Origin of the sequence: Bacillus cereus group sp. RP29, assembly GCF_040459765.1 — a bacterium.
GTDB classification, from domain to species: Bacteria; Bacillota; Bacilli; order Bacillales; family Bacillaceae_G; genus Bacillus_A; species Bacillus_A paranthracis.
Genome location: NZ_JARVHN010000001.1, coordinates 4,478,435 through 4,494,483, shown reverse-complemented (window position 1 = coordinate 4,494,483; position 16,049 = coordinate 4,478,435). Strand labels below are relative to the sequence as shown.

The following is a 16,049-nucleotide window of genomic DNA, read 5'->3' as shown; positions in this document are numbered from 1 at the left end:
ATAGGGAGGGGGATTCTATTATGAGGAAAGAAGAGAGAATGGCGAAAGAAATTTCAGAGCAACTTGGGGGAATAAAAAATATTCGTGGCATCGCTCATTGTATGACGAGACTACGATTAACGCTTCATGATGAAAGTAAAGTGAACATGGACCTTTTAAAAAAGGTTGAAGGGGTTATGGGCGTTATTGAAGATGAGACGCTTCAAGTTGTCGTTGGTCCGGGAACGGTAAATAAAGTAGCAGCAGAGATGGAAGGTTTAACGGGACTGCGAATTGGTGAGGTGGCAGATCATCACCTTGAAGATCTTGGGCAAGAGATGAAGTCAGAGATGAAGAAGAAAAATAATACACCGGTGAAAAACTTTTTAAGAAAAATAGGAAGTATTTTCATTCCGTTAATTCCGGGTCTTGTTGCGTCAGGTATTATAAACGGGGTTGCTAACTTTGCGAAAAACGCAGGTGCTGATCCGAATGCAACGTGGCTACAAATGTTATTACTTATTGGCGGCGGTATCTTTACATTCTTAGGCATTTTAGTCGGCTGGAATACAGCGAAAGAGTTTGGCGGGACTCCAGTTCTTGGGGCGATTGCTGGTATTTTAATTTTTAACCCGGCGATGGCGAATGTAAAATTATTCGGTGAAGCGCTCGTACCCGGACGGGGCGGATTGTTTGCCGTTATTTTTGCAGCGTGGCTTATGGTTGTAGTGGAAAGACAAGTTCGAAAAGCTGTACCAAATGCAGTTGATATTATTGTAACGCCGCTTATTACTGTGTTAGTCGTAAGTATCGTAACGATGTTAGCAATTCAGCCGGTAGCAGGTTTCTTATCTGAAGGAATTACGAGCGGAATTAATGGTATTTTAAGTATTGGCGGAGCGTTTGCTGGGGCAGTACTTGCTGGAACATTTTTACCGCTCGTTATGGTCGGATTACATCACGGTTTAACACCGATTCATATGGAGTTTATTAATCAAACGCACGTAACGCCTTTATTACCGGTACTTGCAATGGCTGGCGCTGGGCAAGTAGGAGCAGCGATTGCTATTTTTGTAAAAACAAAAAACAAACGACTGCGTAACGTAATTAAAGGGGCATTACCAGTTGGATTTTTAGGAATTGGTGAACCGTTATTATATGGGGTTACATTACCACTGGGAAAACCGTTTCTTACAGCTTGTTTAGGAGCAGCAGTTGGCGGTGCGTTCCAAGCAGTTATGAAAACAGCTGCACTCGGAATTGGTGTATCAGGATTATCATTAATTCCGTTAATTGCTGATAATAAATATTTATTATATTTCCTTGGATTAGTAGTGGCATATACGTTCGGATTCATCTTTACGTACTTCTTCGGATTTAAAGAAGAAATGGCAGAAAACATATAGAGAAAGGGATTCCTTTCTCTTTTTCTATTTATAGAAAGGGAGATTCATATGATTGGAGTTTCAATTTACCTTGCAAAAGAACGAGTAAAGAAGCAAGAAGAGTGGCTAAAAGTAGCGAAGGAAAACGGGTTTTCATCTATTTTTACATCATTGCACATTCCTGAAGATGACCCTGGTACGTATAAAGAGCTAATTCAAATGCTTGGGAAACAAGCTCTTGAAAATAACATGGAATTAATGGTCGATGTTTCTCCAAAATCGTTACACCATTTAGGGATGACGTATGAAAATGTGGAGGATCTACTGGACTGGGGCATTACAGGCTTAAGAATGGACTACGGCATTGCGCCAAAAGAAATCGCACGCGTATCTCACAAGATGAAAGTAGCTTTAAATGCGAGCACGATTACAGATTCATTTTGGAAAGAGTTAATTACTGAAAAGATACGGGTCGAGAATGTAGAAGCGTGGCATAATTTTTACCCGCGTCCAGAAACAGGACTAGCAAAGTCCTTTTTACAAAAACAAAACCAATACTTGCATGAGTGCGGAATAAAAACGATGGCATTTATTCCAGGGGATGGGGAGAAACGGGGCCCGTTATATGAAGGCTTACCAACGTTAGAAAAGCACCGCAATATGCGCCCGCTTGAAGCGTATTTAGAACTTGTACAAGATTGTGGTGTCGATAAAGTGTTAATCGGGGATATAAGCGGAAGTGTAGAAAGTGTACAAGAGATAGCGAGTGCGAGTAGAGGGATTATTCCGCTGCGGTACAAATCGTTTATAACTGATAAAGAAGTATTAAAAATAGTGGAACGAGTGCATACAAATAGGCTGGATCCAGCCCGTGATGTCATTCGCTCAGTAGAATCGCGAGAAGAACATAAAGTGATTTTACAGCCGATGCATACAATTACAAGAAAGAAAGGCAGCATTACAATTGATAATGAATTGTACGGTAGATATGCAGGAGAGATGCAAGTTGCTATACATGATTTGCCTGCAGATGAGAAAGTGAACGTTGTTGGCATGGTTGTAGAAGAGGATATTTCTTTATTGCCGTATGTTGGCGCTGGAAAAATGTTTCAAATTTCTTGTGTAATAGAGTAAAAGCCTGAATTAGCGCTATTTTGTAAGAAAACATTATCCGTAAAAGGGATAATGTTTTTTGTTTTCTTTAAAAAAGTATTTGACGAATGAAATGAAATACCGTATTGTTTTGACTTGTAAATAAAAGTTCACCATAACAAAACAAAAAGGAGAGTTCAAAATGAATCAATACATTGGTAACTTAATTATTCGTATCGTGTTAGGAGTAACGTTCTTTGCACATGGTTTAGCGAAGTTTCAATCAGGTATCGATAACGTAGCAGGCTGGTTTACAAGCATTGGCTTACCAGGTGGTCTTGCATATGGCGTAGCAACAGTTGAATTAGTTGGTGGTATATTATTAATTATCGGTTTAGGCGTAAGATATGTAGGATTGTTATTCGCTCTTATTTTAGCTGGAGCTATCGTAAAGGTAAATGGAGCAGCAGGTTTATTAGGAGATGGAAAGAATCCAGGATATGAATTAGACCTTGCATTATTATCAATGGGTGCGTATTTATTCGTTGTAAAAGCAGAAGGATATGTAGATCGTTTCTTAAAAGAGAAAGTAATGAAAACGAAGTAGATTTTATTTATAAATTGTTGACTTGAATCATTATTGTAACTATAATAATTACAACTAATAGATTAAGAATAAAATAATTTAAATATTTTTTTGCACAAGTTGTAACTAACTTCGTTACAACTTGTGCAAAAAATAAAACGGGAGGAAGTAACATGTCTAAATCAAATTTAGAAATAATTCGAAGTACATATGAAGGATCAGCTTCTTCGAATGCAAAACATTTAGCGGAAGCCCTCTCTGAAAAAGTAGAATGGACAGAGGCAGAAGGATTCCCATACGGGGGAACTTATATAGGTGTAGAAGCAATAATGGAAAATGTATTTAGCCGATTAGGATCAGAATGGGATGATTATAAAGCAAGTGTAAATACATATCATGAAGTAAGCGGAAAAGATGTAATTATTGCTGAAGGTATGTATTCAGGAGTTTATAAAGAAACGGGAAAATCATTTGAAGCAGAATTTGTTCATATATGGCAACTTGAGGACGGAAAAATTGTGAAGTTTAAGCAATATGTAGATAGTCATCTTGTTAGAGAAGCGATGAAGAGTTAATGCTTTTTAAATGGGGCGTAGGTATATGCATTATAATTATAATAATTTTCTCGTCTATAGTTGGCGGAAAGAAATTGCTTGCATATGTGGAAAAAGAAAATAAAAATATTCAAACCCAGCAAGTGGCAAACGAAAAAGAGAAGAAAGTTGCAGAAGAATCTCCGCAAGTTAGTGAAGGTGAAATTATTTCTACTATGCACAAAATGGTACACCAAAAGGTAAAATCCTCTGAAAAATGGGGATTTGTAGAAATGACAAACAAGGAAATTTCTAATGTGAAAAGAGATATTGAAAATAGCACAGATTTTCAATATAAAATGAAGTTATTTTCTATTATAAATAGATGGGAAAAAGGAGATTTTTCTCAAACTGTTGAGGAGCATAACTTTTTATGGAGCCTTCAAGGTGGAGATACTGGCAAGGCGACGGAACGTTTATCGCCAGAAGAGGAAAAGCAGTATATAAAAGAAATGAAGAGAAAATAAAAACATCGCCAACCCAGATGACGATGTTTTTTCATTAAGAATGTTTTCGCATTAAAGGTCTAACAGGCTGAACGGCAACTGTTTTGAAATGAGAAAATAAATAACATCCTGTCACAACGATCATTGTCCCTAAAATTTGAATCCACGTTAATTCTTCTCCGAGGAAAAGGAATGCTAAAATAGCTGTGAAAATGGGATTGAAGTTTAGAAAAATGCCGGATGTAGTTGCTCCTAATTTTTGTACGCCAACATTCCAAAATACCATACAAAGAACTGTGGAAATGAGTCCAGTATATAAAAGTGATGTTATAAAAGAAGTGTTGATATTTGTAACAGTGAAGCTTCCTATGTTAAATGGCAGTAATAAAATAACGCCGAAAATACCAGAGTAAAGCGTCGCCATAAGCGGTGTCGTTGTTTTTGTTGCCCATTTACTACAAACAGAATACATTCCCCAAATGCAAACAGCGGCAATCATCCATAAGTCACCACTATTAAAATGTAGTGAAAATAAAAGTGCAAAGTTACCTTTTAATAGGACAAGAATAACTCCAAAGAATGAAAGAATCATGGATAGAATTTGAAGTGTATTTACTTTTTCTTTTAGAAATAAGACAGAAAATAGTGCAATAGAAATCGCGTTTAATGTAGAAATAAGCCCTACATTTGTTGCGGATGTTTTTTCTAATGCTAAAAATTGAAAGATGTTAAAAAGAGCAACCCCTGAAATTCCCATCAATATTAACGGAAGTATTGCCGCGCGTGGTGGAATGATTTTCTTTTCTTTAAACCATACCATTGGTAATAAACAAACAATCGCAATCATCCATCTTAAACTTGTAAGTGTCATTGGAGATGCGTGATCAACAAGTGATTTTCCAACGACAAAGTTTCCTCCCCATAATAAGCTCGTTAGTAATAGTAAAAAGACATAAAAATAAGGCATATTAAAATCCCCTTTGTTGTAATCAGTGTGAATTGTAAATAATTTTAGCATTTTTCTTTATTGTGTAATATATTATTTTGTATAATGGATAAAAATCGATGAAATGTTTTGTTATGAATGATATTTAGAGAAAGATATTCAGTTTTATATCAGTTATAAGGTGTTTTTTCGAATAATCATCGGTAAGAAAAAAGGGGGAATTATAATGGAGTCGTCTGTTATTAAAGTGTTGGATGATTTAGATGTACAAATTTTAGATATATTACAGAAGGAGTCACAAGTAAGTAATGCAGAGCTTGCGCGACGTGTTAATTTATCACCAGCTGCGATGCATGCGAGAATAAAAAGATTAGATGGAGAAGGATTCATTGATAAGCAAGTAGCCATTTTAAACCAAGAAAAGCTTGGTTTTGATTTGTTATGCTTCATTTTTATGAGTACGAATATTCATCAATCGGATAAACTTGAAGTGTTGGAAAAAGAATTAGAAGCGATGCCTGAAGTGTTAGAATGTCACTGTTTAACAGGAGAGTATGATTATTTATTAAAGGTTGCAAATCGTGATCGTAAAGAATTAGAGCAGTTTATTAGAAAGCTAAATAAGCTTGGTATTACAAGGATACAGACGAGTTTAGCACTTCGAGAAATTAAATATTCGACCGTATTACCGATACGAAATGAGGAACCGAGCATCGATTAGATTGCTTGGTTTTTTGTTTGTATAAAGTGATTGACGAGAAGAAAAGAGAGATGTATTATTATATAAAATTATGTATTAAAATTCATTTCTGGTTATAAATATTAATATCGGGGGCAAGGGGATAGCATATGAAAATCTGTAATGCGGTTACGAGTGATGTGAAAGACATTTATAGTCTCATTGAAGTTTATGCAAAAGAGGGAGTGGTTTTACCGCGTTCTCTTTTGTCTCTCTATCAATATTTACAATGTTTGTATGTTGTGAAAGAAGAGGGGGAAATCGTCGGAGTTGCTGGTTTACATGTATTAGGGGAGGACCTTGCAGAAGTACGATCGTTAGTCGTTTCGCATACATATGCAGGAAAAGGGATCGGACGTATGTTAGTAAACCATGTAATAAATGAGGCAGCGAAAATAAAAGTGAGTAGAGTTATTTCTTTAACATATGAAACGGAATTTTTTCAAAAGTGCGGGTTTGTTTTTGTGAATAGAGAGACGTTACCAGAGAAGGTATGGATTGATTGTAGACATTGTCCAAAGGTAGATTATTGTGATGAGGTGGCGATGATTCGGTATGTTGGGTGAAGTTTTCAGGGAGAAAAAGGCCCATTCTTATTTATGTAATAGTGGGCATCTATATTTTAGTCAAAAATGAAATGTTGTTAAGAACTTTAATTAGTTTTGCATACTGCAAAATTCAAATACATGATATATATAAACAAAGAAGAGCCTGATATGGCTCTCAGGCTCTTCCCTCAATAGCAAAGAGTAAGTCTTTTAATTACTCTTCTCCTACATAATACACAATATGTATTTGGATGTGTAGAACAAGAAATTCCAATATAATTATTCGAATATAGTGTTTAAAAATAAAAACTATATATTTTAAATAAGGAATTAAATTACAAATGTTGATTTAATACATAATAGAAACTCGTTTATATAAAATGCTGGTTAATAAAGTGATATTGCGATAATGAAATATGAAATATTGCATATCGAATTGTAGAACAAAAAAGTGAAATGACAATTGAGTGAAAATGCTATTTTGTAGAAAGGGATGTGTAGTTTGAAATCTGAAGAAGCTAAACATCTCATTATTGATTTAGAGCGAAGAAAATCAGATTTAAAAAGAATTCAAAATGGCTTTTCGGGAATTTATAGAGAGGAATATCGTGACAGTATTGCATAAGTAAATATTTATTTTGAATCAAGTGAATATGCGATTGAATGAGATTATGAAAGATGAAAATAAAAAGAGCAGCTAGCACAAGCTCACTGCTCCATTCAAGGGATCTCTCCAAGGGGGAGTGGAGAAAATATTATGTTACTAGCAGTATTGACAGATTATTAGGAAATATACAAATCGGATGAAAGAAATTTTAAATAAACTTTCGGCATTGACAGTTTTTAAAATATTCATGTACAATATATATGAATGACATTCAGTCATTTCTTCTTTGGAAGGATGTAGTTAGTTTGAAAACGGAATAAATATAAATGGTAAATGAGGATGATAGTTGTTTTTATATAGTATTGATGAAAGAGTATATTTTTTAAAATAAAAATGACTGATAGTCAGTCATAAGAGGTGAGAGGTATGAAGAATAGAGCTTGGTTATATGTCATATTAACATGTATCTTTGAAATTTTTTGGGTATTTGGTTTTAATACGGCCGATACTTGGTGGCATTGGATTATTATTTTAGGCGTTATCGCTGTTGATTTTCACTTTCTTTCTAAAGCGTGTGAGCATCTTGCAACAGGGACTGTATATGCTGTTTTCGCCGGAGCTGGTACGGTAGGTACTTTCTTAATGGATGTATTCCTTTTCGGCGGGAGTTTCAGTGTAGGAAAATTATTCTTTATCGTGATGGTTGTAGCTGGCGTTATCGGTTTAAAGCTAGCTGATAATAAAGAAGATACTATGGAAGGAGCTGCTTAAAGATGGGTTGGTTTTTCGTATTTTGTGCTGCAATTAGTGAAATAGTCGGTGTAATCGGTCTTAAAATGTATAGTAAAGATAAAACATTAGCAAATGGGGCTCTTTATATAGGTGGGTTTGCTACATCCTTTGCATTCTTGTATACATCTTTCTTATTTTTACAAGTAAGTGTCGCGTATGCGGTTTGGATTGGTATTGGAACAGCAGGTGCCGTTTTATTAAACATGTTCTTGTTTGGTGAGTCGAAAAGTAAAGCACGTATCATTAGTGTAGCTCTTATTGTATGCGGCGTGACAGGGTTAAAGGCTCTTTCTTAAAGGTATTTGGCATTTTTATCTCCTAATTTTTTGTTAGGAGATTTTATTATGAAAAAAATGATTTCCTCGCAAAGTTCACTATCATTGACAGTACAATCGATTATCTTATAAAATGAGTGACAGTCATTCAATACGCGTGTGAAAGGGTTTAGATGATGAATAAAAAAGAGAAAATTGTCTATGCAGCGATTGAAGTATTTCAGGAAAAGGGCGTTGAAAAAACGAAGATTTCTGATATCGTGAAATTAGCTGGCATTGCACAAGGAACTTTCTATTTATATTTTCCTTCTAAGTTATCTGTTATGCCTGCAATAGCAGAAGTGATGGTTGAAAAGATGATACTTGCAGTAAAAGAAAAAGTGCAAAACGATGCGCCTTTCTCAAGTAAAGTAACGCAAGTAATAGATGCGGTGTTTCACTTCATAGAGGAATATCGTGAAATACAAGCTTTAATGTATGCGGGTCTTGCATCTACAGAACATATAAAAGAATGGGAAGCTGTGTATGAGCCTCTTTATATGTGGCTAAGTGAATTTTTAAATGAGGCGAAAGAAGCGGGTGAAATTCGTGATTCGGTCCACGCAGAGCGAACAGCGAAGTTATTTATCGCTCTAGTTGAATCAGCAGCGGAGCAAGTGTATTTATATGATCATAAAGATGATGAGCAAGTCGAGTTACAAAAGGCAGAAGTACTAGATTTTTTAACACATGCATTACATATAAAGAAATAGTGAGATGAACCTGTCTGAGAAGGTAGGTTCATTTTTGAGGAAAACTGAATGATAGTCATTCATCTAATGCGTATGTATGTGTGGAAGGATACAGCGAAATTCTAACGAGTAGGGGCATCTCTACTCATGATTAGCCCACAAATAGCAGGATAAAGAAAAAGCTTCTTGGGCATTATTTTTTTGAGGGGAGCTTACGGGAAGAGGTGTTGAAAGTGAAGAAACCGATAAAAGAACAAAAGATGGTATTGGTCATTCTTTTGAGTAATATATTTATCGCTTTTTTAGGGATTGGATTAATCATTCCGGTTATGCCGTCCTTTATGAATGATATGGGTTTAACAGGTAAGACGATGGGATATCTCGTTGCAGTGTTTGCAATGGCTCAGCTTATTGCTTCACCTATTACAGGCCGGTGGGTCGACCTTTATGGTAGGAAGAAAATGATAATCATTGGATTATTTATTTTTGGTGTTTCAGAGCTTCTGTTTGGATTAGGAACAGATGTATGGATGCTCTATGCAGCGAGGGTGTTAGGCGGAATTAGTGCTGCGTTTATTATGCCTGGTGTTACGGCATATGTTGCGGATATTACATCTATACAGGAACGTCCAAAGGCGATGGGGTATTTATCTGCTGCTATTAGTACCGGCTTTATTATAGGACCTGGAATCGGCGGATTTATTGCAGAATACGGTATACGTGTGCCGTTTTTCGTTGCAGCAGCAATTGCTTTTATAGCATGTGTCATTTCGATCTTTATTTTGAAAGAACCGTTAACGAAAGAAGAGCTTGCAGAGATTTCTTCTAATACGAAAGAATCAAGCTTTATTGGTGATTTAAAGAAATCATTACATCCAATGTATGCAATCGCATTTATTATCGTATTTGTACTTGCGTTCGGTTTATCGGCATATGAAACGGTGTTTAGTCTGTTTTCTGATCATAAGTTTGGGTTCACACCGAAAGATATTGCGGCAATTATTACAATTAGTTCAATCTTTGGGGTAGTTGTGCAAGTATTTATGTTTGGTAAATTGGTTGATATGTTCGGTGAAAAAGTGTTAATTCAAATCTGTTTAATTGTAGGTGCAGTATTAGCGTTCGTTTCAACTGTAGTCTTTAATTATTGGATTGTACTTCTCGTTACGTGCTTCATTTTCCTTGCATTTGATTTGCTTCGCCCAGCTTTAACGACGTTTTTATCAAAAGCAGCTGGAAAAGAGCAAGGATTCGTTGCTGGTATGAACTCGACTTATACGAGTTTAGGAAATATAGCAGGACCAGCAATGGGTGGAATATTATTTGATATGAACATTCATTATCCATATGCATTTTCAGGAATTGTTTTAATAGTTGGTCTCGCTATTACATTTATGTGGAGAGAAAAACAGCTAGCTGAAAGTTTTGCGAAGTAATAAAACCCCTTACGATGGTAAGGGGTTTTTGGTTTATAAGCTTAATCCAAACCGCTTTAATTCAATAAATATCCTCTCTAATTGCTTTCCTTTATCCGTTAATGTGTACTCTACACGAGGCGGAACTTCTGGATATACTTTTCTCGTTATAATGTCTTGAGCTTCTAATTCTTTTAGTTGAAGCAATAATGTTTTCGGACTAATGCCGTCCATTGATTTTGTAAATCACTAAAGTGTAATGTTCCTTCGATAAGAAGGTCACGGATGATTAGAAACGTCCATTTTGTACGAATTACATCAATCGTTTTAGCGATAGGGCACAAGGTATGCCAGGTAAACCTTTCATTAATTCAACTGGATTTATATCGTTCATGGAACTAGTCTCACCGCCATCAACCTAAGCAATACAAATACCCTCAAAATGAAAAAATGAATATTTTATTACAAGTTAGTACAAAATTTCGTTCTAGGGGTACTATATACTATAAAATTTTAGCTGAATAACGATGTGGTGGGACCAAAAAAATGCGTTTTAGTCTTTAAACACGCTCAGTTTTTCAAATAGATCTCCCAGGATATTGATAAACATTTCTTTTTCCTCATCGCTGTAGTTTTCCATTACCGCAGAGATTTTACTGAAATGACCGGGTAGAAATTGTTTCAGTTGTTCTTTTCCCTCTTTTGTCAGTTCAATGCTGATTTTTCGTTTATCCTTATTTTGATGCGTGCGGCTGACAAAACCGTCCCTCACCAGCCCGTCCAGCAAACCTGTAATCGTTGCTTTCGTAACGTTTGATTGCTTTGCAAGTTCTGTCGGACTTAACGAGTGGTCTTTTGCGTCGAAGAGTAGCATCAGGATTTTGAATTTTCCTTCAGACAGCCCTCTGCCTGCAAAGTAACGCTCCATCACATGATTCATTTTTTTTGATATATCAAATAGAGATAAAAACAATTCAAGAGAACTGGCATCTATATTGGAATACGTCTCGGTGTGTTCTGTTAAATATTTATATTTAGGTAAATGTTTTAATTCCATTAAAATAAGCTCCCGTTCGTTAGTTATGACACGATTATAAAGGAGTTAATATCATAATACAACCTGACTTAAAGATGATTGACAATTTTTCTGAGGATGTAGTAAAGTAATGTAGTTAGGCGCCTAACTATTTTTTAAAGAACTAAAAGGGGTTATTTATATGAAACATATTTTGATAGCTGGTGGGGGAATTGGCGGATTGTCAGCGTCTATTTCCCTTAGTAAAGTAGGATTTTCTGTTACCTTGTGCGAAGCGGCTTTAGAAAATCGCAAAACCGGTGCGGGGATTCTTATGCCGCAAAACGCACTGGCTGTCTTGAAAGAATTGGATGTATTCGAAGAGTGTTGTGAACATGGCTTTCAAACAAAATGGCTGAAAACATTTGATGCACAGGGGAATCTGCAGTTTCAAGTCAGTGAATCCTTTTTAGACGACACACTTCCAGGGCGCAATAATATCCCGCGAAAAACATTAAGTGATATTCTCATCAAGCATGCTGATGCAGCGGGTGTAGATATCAAGTGGGGGAAAAAGGTTGTTGCTTATGAAGAAAGGGCTGAATCGGTCTCTGCCATATTTGACGACGGAGAAAAGATAAAGGCTGATATTTTAGTAGGCTTTGACGGCATTCATTCAACTGTAAGGAATATGATGCTGCAAAAGGAAATAGAAAAAGAGCATCTCGGTATGGGAGCGTGGCGATTTTATTTCGAGCTTCCTGATTACAAATTTGAGGATTCGTCATTGATGTATATAAGCGGAGAAACGCAAATCGGCGTCGTACCATTAGCTGAACGCGCCGGCTATGTCTTTGTGCTCCAGCCTTGCGCCAGCGATTACTGGGATGAGGAAGATACCCGGTTTAATAGAGTCAAAGAGATTCTCTTAGGCTTTCCGGGACTTGATTTTATTACAAAGCATATGTCAAAAGATTACCCTGTTATTTTTAACAAATTGGAACAAGTCGCAGTGCAAGAGCCATGGTACAAAGGCCGCGTCGTCATTGGAGGAGACGCCGCCCACGTCGGAGCTCCGACTCTTGCGCAAGGAGGAGCCATGGCTATTGAGGATGCAATCGTTCTCGCCGAAGAGCTCAAAAACAATAATGACATTGAAGCAGCCTTTCAGGCATACTTCGAAAGAAGAGCACCAAGAGCGCTCAAAGTCCAGAATCTATCCTCAGAAATCGTTCGCCGTAGGCTGAAAGGCCAGACGGGAATAGAAGAGCTGATTTGGGAGTGCCACGAGGTGTTAAGGAAAGGTTATTAAAATCGAAAATTCAAATAAAAGAATTAGGTAAGAGAGAGGAAGACAATTTAATATGGGGAATCAACAAACAACAGCAGAGAACTCTAACATCAGAGCTCTGCCGATTATTACGTCATTTCTTATTGCTGGATTTATCGGCTTGTTTAGTGAAACAGCCTTAAATATGGCGTTAAAAGATTTAATTACAGGTTTTGATATTCTAGAGACAACAGCACAGTGGCTGACAACCGGCTACTTATTAACATTAGGAATTCTTGTGCCAATTTCAGGTTTAATTCTTCAATGGTTTACAACAAGACAGCTTTTTATCGCATCTCTTGTATTCTCCATTATCGGAACATTAATCGGAGCTATTGCACCAACATTTAGCGTATTAATGATTGCCCGCATTGTACAAGCAGTAGGAACAGCTTTACTTTTACCACTTATGTTTAACACCATTCTTGTTATTATTCCACCACATAAGCGTGGAAGAGCTATGGGAATTATCGGGCTTGTCATTATGTTTGCTCCAGCTGTTGGACCAACCGTCTCAGGGTTGATTCTAAAAACGTTAACGTGGCACTGGATTTTTTGGATTTCACTCCCATTATTAATTATCGCATTAGTATTTGGTACATTCTTCATGCAAAACGTAACAAAACTAACAAAGCCAAGAATCGATATTTTCTCAATCATTCTTTCAACAATTGGTTTTGGCGGTATCGTATTTGGTTTCAGTAGCGCTGGAGAAAGTGGAGGCTGGGGAAGCTCACACGTTATTCTTTCTCTTGTTATTGGAGTCGTTGGATTAATTGCATTTTCCCTTCGTCAAATGAAGATGGATGAGCCAATGTTAGACCTTAAGGCTTTTAAATATCCAATGTTCGTTATTGGACTTCTCTTAATTTTAGTATGCATGATGGTGCTGCTTTGTACGATGATGATTTTACCATTATACTTACAAACATCATTGGCGTTATCAACGTTTGCAGCGGGTCTTATGCTTCTACCGGGAGGAATTATTAATGGAATTCTTTCGCCTGTTATGGGGGGATTATTTGACCGTTTTGGTCCTAAATGGCTAGTTATTCCTGGACTTGTCATTGTAGCATGTGCACTGTATGGTTTCTCAACCTTAACATTGGAAACATCTACAGGATTTATTGTTGCACTACACATTGCACTTATGGTTGGAATTTCAATGATTATGATGCCAGCTCAAACAAACGGATTAAATCAGCTGCCACCTGAACTATACCCGCATGGAACAGCGATTATGAACACCTTACAACAAGTTGCTGGTGCTATTGGAACAGCTGTTGGAATTTCAATTCTTTCCTCAGGTTCAAGAAGCTTCCTTCAGACAGTATCTGATAAAGAAAATCCATTAAACCAAGTTCTGGCCTTTACAAACGGTGTTCAAAATACCTTTATCTTTGCTATCATTGTAGTAATTGTTGGATTAATAATCTCGTTCTTTATTAAAAGAGTCAATGTTGAACAGCGAGCATAAATAATAATAAAAAAGTACTGGCATTGCCAGTACTTTTTTATCTCTATAAGACTTAGTGACAGAGGAGCTGCTCTCTTCATAGACTCTTTCTCTTATTTTTTACTATATGCTATATAAAATCCTCATATATATTTAAACTTCTGTTTTTTGTAATGCTCGCTTTAATGCACTGATATATTCTTCCTCAGCTCTTTGGCTAATTTCAGCATTAGGCACTATTAATTCGAATCCATGGTAGCCACCAGGATAAACATGAAACTCTGTTGGTACTCCAGCTTGCATTAATCTATTCGCATATTCAATTGTCTCGTCTCGGAATAAGTCTATTTCACCCACCATTGTATAAGTTGGTGGAAGTCCTGTAAGGTCAGTTGCACGAGCTGGAGCAGCGTATGGGGACACCTCTTCACCGTAAACTGAACCTAAATACATTTTCCAGCCAGAGATATTAGCTTTTCTGTTCCATAATTTTGAATCCGTTATCTCAAAAGCAGAAGGTTTTATATTACGATCATCAATCATAGGGCATAGTGGCATTTGGAATATGATTGATGGTCCCTTTCTATCTCTTGCTAAAAGGGCAAGGGCTGCTGTTAGTCCACCTCCCGCACTCATTCCGGCAATTGCAATTCGAGAAGAATCGACACTAAGATCTTCCGAATTATTAGAAACCCACTGTAAAGCTGCATAGCAGTCCTCAAGTGGTGCAGGGAATGGATTTTCCGGTGCTAATCGATAGTCAACCGAAACCACTATACAGTTGGCTTCCAATACGAACTTTTCACAAAGTTTGTCATCCATTTCGGGTGATCCCACTTGATATCCACCACCGTGTATCCAAAGGACCCCAGGTAAAGCTTTTGTTTTTTTAGTTGGCTCATAAATGCGAACTCTAACTTCAGGCGCTCTTTCAGGCCCAGGTATAAATCGATTAGATACAGTAACTTCATCATTCGATGATAGAACTGTTGCAGTAAAAGATTCTTTAGCCCATTTCCTATATTGTTGGAAATTTTCCGGACTATTATCTACTTCTGGTAATACAGAAAACATTTCTCTTAATTCTGGATGAACTCTATTCTTCATTAAAAATTGTCCTTTATTATGAAATTTTTTGTCGCTACCTTAGTTACTTTCTTGCGAAACCAGTTTTAACTGCTCGCACATAATCATTCCAAGCGTGAATAGATATATCAGTATCCGGATGCATCATTTCGAACCCATGATAAGCTCCAGGATATAAATGGAACTCGACATCAACACCAGCTTCTGCAAGTTTGGTTACATAGGTTAATGTTTCACTACGGAATGGGTCCAATTGACCAACGCATGTGTAGGTACGTGGTAAATTACGATAATCTTCTGCTCGAGCAGCGGCTGCATAAGCGGGAATATGATCCGTTCCATGTAATTCTCCTAAATACATTTTCCAGCCAGCTTCATTTGATTTTTGATTCCAAACAAATCCTTCTTTAATTTCATTGGCAGAAGGTGTGTTATTACGATCATCAATCATTGGATAAAGCGGCATTTGGAAACAAATAGAAGGATATTGGCGATCACGGGCTAATAATGTTAATGCAGCTGTTAGTCCGCCACCAGCGCTCACTCCTGCAACACCAATTCGATTCGAATCAATGTTCAATGTCTCCGCGTTATCAGCAATCCATTTTAATGCTGCATAACAATCTTCAATTGGAGCTGGATAAGGATGTTCAGGAGCTAAACGGTAATCTACAGAAACGACCATACAGTTAGCCTCTTTTGCAATTTTTACAGCAAGATCATCGTTATCATTTATAGATCCCAAGATATATCCGCCACCATGTATCCACAACAGAGCAGGTAAGGATTCATTATTTGATTTTGGATGATAAATTTTTAATCGTAATGGATTTGCATCAGGTCCCTCAATGACTTCATTTGTTACAGAAAGAGTTTCATCAACAATGGTAGGAGGGAAGACTTTTGATGCTTCTTCTCTCATTACTGGCAAACACTCTGGGCGTAAATCTTGATCTGGATACATTTCTAAGCCTGGTAATAATGCTGGGTTTACTCGGTTCTTCATTTTAAAAACTCCTTTTTATTTT

Annotated in this window: 18 protein-coding genes and 1 pseudogene; 14 read left to right on the top strand and 5 right to left on the bottom strand. The window is 36.8% G+C overall.

Features of this window, described 5'->3' with window-relative positions; translation table 11 throughout:
• The first annotated feature begins 20 nt into the window (after positions 1-20).
• The 5 genes from QCI47_RS23850 to QCI47_RS23830 all read left to right on the top strand — a co-directional run bounded on the left by QCI47_RS23850 (position 21) and on the right by QCI47_RS23830 (position 4,102).
• Complete coding sequence (locus tag QCI47_RS23850) at positions 21-1,385, top strand: PTS transporter subunit EIIC (RefSeq protein ID WP_061131373.1); 1,365 nt, start codon at positions 21-23, stop codon at positions 1,383-1,385.
• Positions 1,386-1,433: 48 nt separating this feature from the next.
• Complete coding sequence (locus QCI47_RS23845) at positions 1,434-2,498, top strand: DUF871 domain-containing protein (RefSeq protein WP_061131374.1); 1,065 nt, start codon at positions 1,434-1,436, stop codon at positions 2,496-2,498.
• Between the two features lie 160 nt (positions 2,499-2,658).
• On the top strand, positions 2,659-3,063 hold the full coding sequence (locus QCI47_RS23840; RefSeq protein ID WP_001077751.1) for a DoxX family protein: 405 nt from the start codon (positions 2,659-2,661) through the stop codon (positions 3,061-3,063).
• Positions 3,064-3,215: 152 nt separating this feature from the next.
• Positions 3,216-3,617 carry a nuclear transport factor 2 family protein gene (locus QCI47_RS23835; RefSeq protein WP_061131375.1) on the top strand — a complete coding sequence of 134 codons (402 nt, stop codon included), beginning with the start codon at positions 3,216-3,218 and terminating at the stop codon, positions 3,615-3,617.
• Entirely contained in the window at positions 3,617-4,102 is a 486-nt protein-coding gene (locus QCI47_RS23830) for a PRK06770 family protein (protein WP_309422405.1), read from the top strand. Before QCI47_RS23835 ends, QCI47_RS23830 begins: the two co-directional genes overlap by 1 nt.
• Before the next feature lie 34 nt (positions 4,103-4,136).
• Here the strand turns inward: QCI47_RS23830 and QCI47_RS23825 are convergent, their stop codons facing one another.
• Complete coding sequence (locus tag QCI47_RS23825; protein WP_061131377.1) at positions 4,137-5,048, bottom strand: DMT family transporter; 912 nt, start codon at positions 5,046-5,048, stop codon at positions 4,137-4,139.
• Positions 5,049-5,253: 205 nt separating this feature from the next.
• Here QCI47_RS23825 and QCI47_RS23820 point away from each other — a divergent pair, with 205 nt between their 5' ends.
• The 7 genes from QCI47_RS23820 (at position 5,254) to QCI47_RS23790 (ending at position 10,155) form a co-directional block, all read left to right on the top strand.
• Positions 5,254-5,748: an Lrp/AsnC family transcriptional regulator gene (locus tag QCI47_RS23820; protein WP_000446106.1), complete on the top strand. Its 495-nt coding sequence runs from the start codon at positions 5,254-5,256 to the stop codon at positions 5,746-5,748.
• Positions 5,749-5,876: 128 nt separating this feature from the next.
• Positions 5,877-6,332 carry an N-acetyltransferase gene (locus tag QCI47_RS23815; protein WP_061131378.1) on the top strand — a complete coding sequence of 152 codons (456 nt, stop codon included), beginning with the start codon at positions 5,877-5,879 and terminating at the stop codon, positions 6,330-6,332.
• 484 nt (positions 6,333-6,816) lie between these two features.
• Positions 6,817-6,939: a hypothetical protein gene (locus QCI47_RS23810; RefSeq protein WP_255285330.1), complete on the top strand. Its 123-nt coding sequence runs from the start codon at positions 6,817-6,819 to the stop codon at positions 6,937-6,939.
• A gap of 408 nt (positions 6,940-7,347) precedes the next feature.
• Positions 7,348-7,692, top strand: a complete 345-nt coding sequence (locus QCI47_RS23805) for a DMT family transporter (protein WP_061131379.1) — start codon at positions 7,348-7,350, stop codon at positions 7,690-7,692.
• 2 nt (positions 7,693-7,694) lie between these two features.
• Positions 7,695-8,009 carry a DMT family transporter gene (locus QCI47_RS23800; RefSeq protein ID WP_000539674.1) on the top strand — a complete coding sequence of 105 codons (315 nt, stop codon included), beginning with the start codon at positions 7,695-7,697 and terminating at the stop codon, positions 8,007-8,009.
• A 152-nt stretch (positions 8,010-8,161) separates the two neighbouring features.
• Entirely contained in the window at positions 8,162-8,740 is a 579-nt protein-coding gene (locus tag QCI47_RS23795) for a TetR/AcrR family transcriptional regulator (RefSeq protein ID WP_002163739.1), read from the top strand.
• Between the two features lie 212 nt (positions 8,741-8,952).
• Positions 8,953-10,155 carry an MFS transporter gene (locus QCI47_RS23790; RefSeq protein WP_076868818.1) on the top strand — a complete coding sequence of 401 codons (1,203 nt, stop codon included), beginning with the start codon at positions 8,953-8,955 and terminating at the stop codon, positions 10,153-10,155.
• A 33-nt stretch (positions 10,156-10,188) separates the two neighbouring features.
• On the opposite strand, the pseudogene QCI47_RS23785 reads toward QCI47_RS23790, so the two are convergent.
• Both QCI47_RS23785 and yetL read right to left on the bottom strand, forming a co-directional pair.
• Positions 10,189-10,528: pseudogene (locus QCI47_RS23785) on the bottom strand (winged helix-turn-helix transcriptional regulator).
• A gap of 159 nt (positions 10,529-10,687) precedes the next feature.
• Positions 10,688-11,191: a transcriptional regulator YetL gene (gene yetL / locus QCI47_RS23780; protein ID WP_000420689.1), complete on the bottom strand. Its 504-nt coding sequence runs from the start codon at positions 11,189-11,191 to the stop codon at positions 10,688-10,690.
• Positions 11,192-11,351: 160 nt separating this feature from the next.
• Between yetL and QCI47_RS23775 the strand changes: the two genes are divergently transcribed.
• Both QCI47_RS23775 and QCI47_RS23770 read left to right on the top strand, forming a co-directional pair.
• Positions 11,352-12,461, top strand: a complete 1,110-nt coding sequence (locus QCI47_RS23775; RefSeq protein ID WP_000680551.1) for an FAD-dependent oxidoreductase — start codon at positions 11,352-11,354, stop codon at positions 12,459-12,461.
• 52 nt (positions 12,462-12,513) lie between these two features.
• Positions 12,514-13,956, top strand: a complete 1,443-nt coding sequence (locus tag QCI47_RS23770) for a DHA2 family efflux MFS transporter permease subunit (RefSeq protein ID WP_000528112.1) — start codon at positions 12,514-12,516, stop codon at positions 13,954-13,956.
• A gap of 132 nt (positions 13,957-14,088) precedes the next feature.
• Here the strand turns inward: QCI47_RS23770 and QCI47_RS23765 are convergent, their stop codons facing one another.
• On the bottom strand, positions 14,089-15,042 hold the full coding sequence (locus tag QCI47_RS23765) for an alpha/beta hydrolase (protein ID WP_309422404.1): 954 nt from the start codon (positions 15,040-15,042) through the stop codon (positions 14,089-14,091).
• A 43-nt stretch (positions 15,043-15,085) separates the two neighbouring features.
• The gene (locus QCI47_RS23760) at positions 15,086-16,027 is read right to left on the bottom strand and encodes an alpha/beta hydrolase (RefSeq protein WP_242230744.1); all 942 of its coding nucleotides are present in this window, start codon (positions 16,025-16,027) and stop codon (positions 15,086-15,088) included.
• Positions 16,028-16,049: the final 22 nt, after the last annotated feature.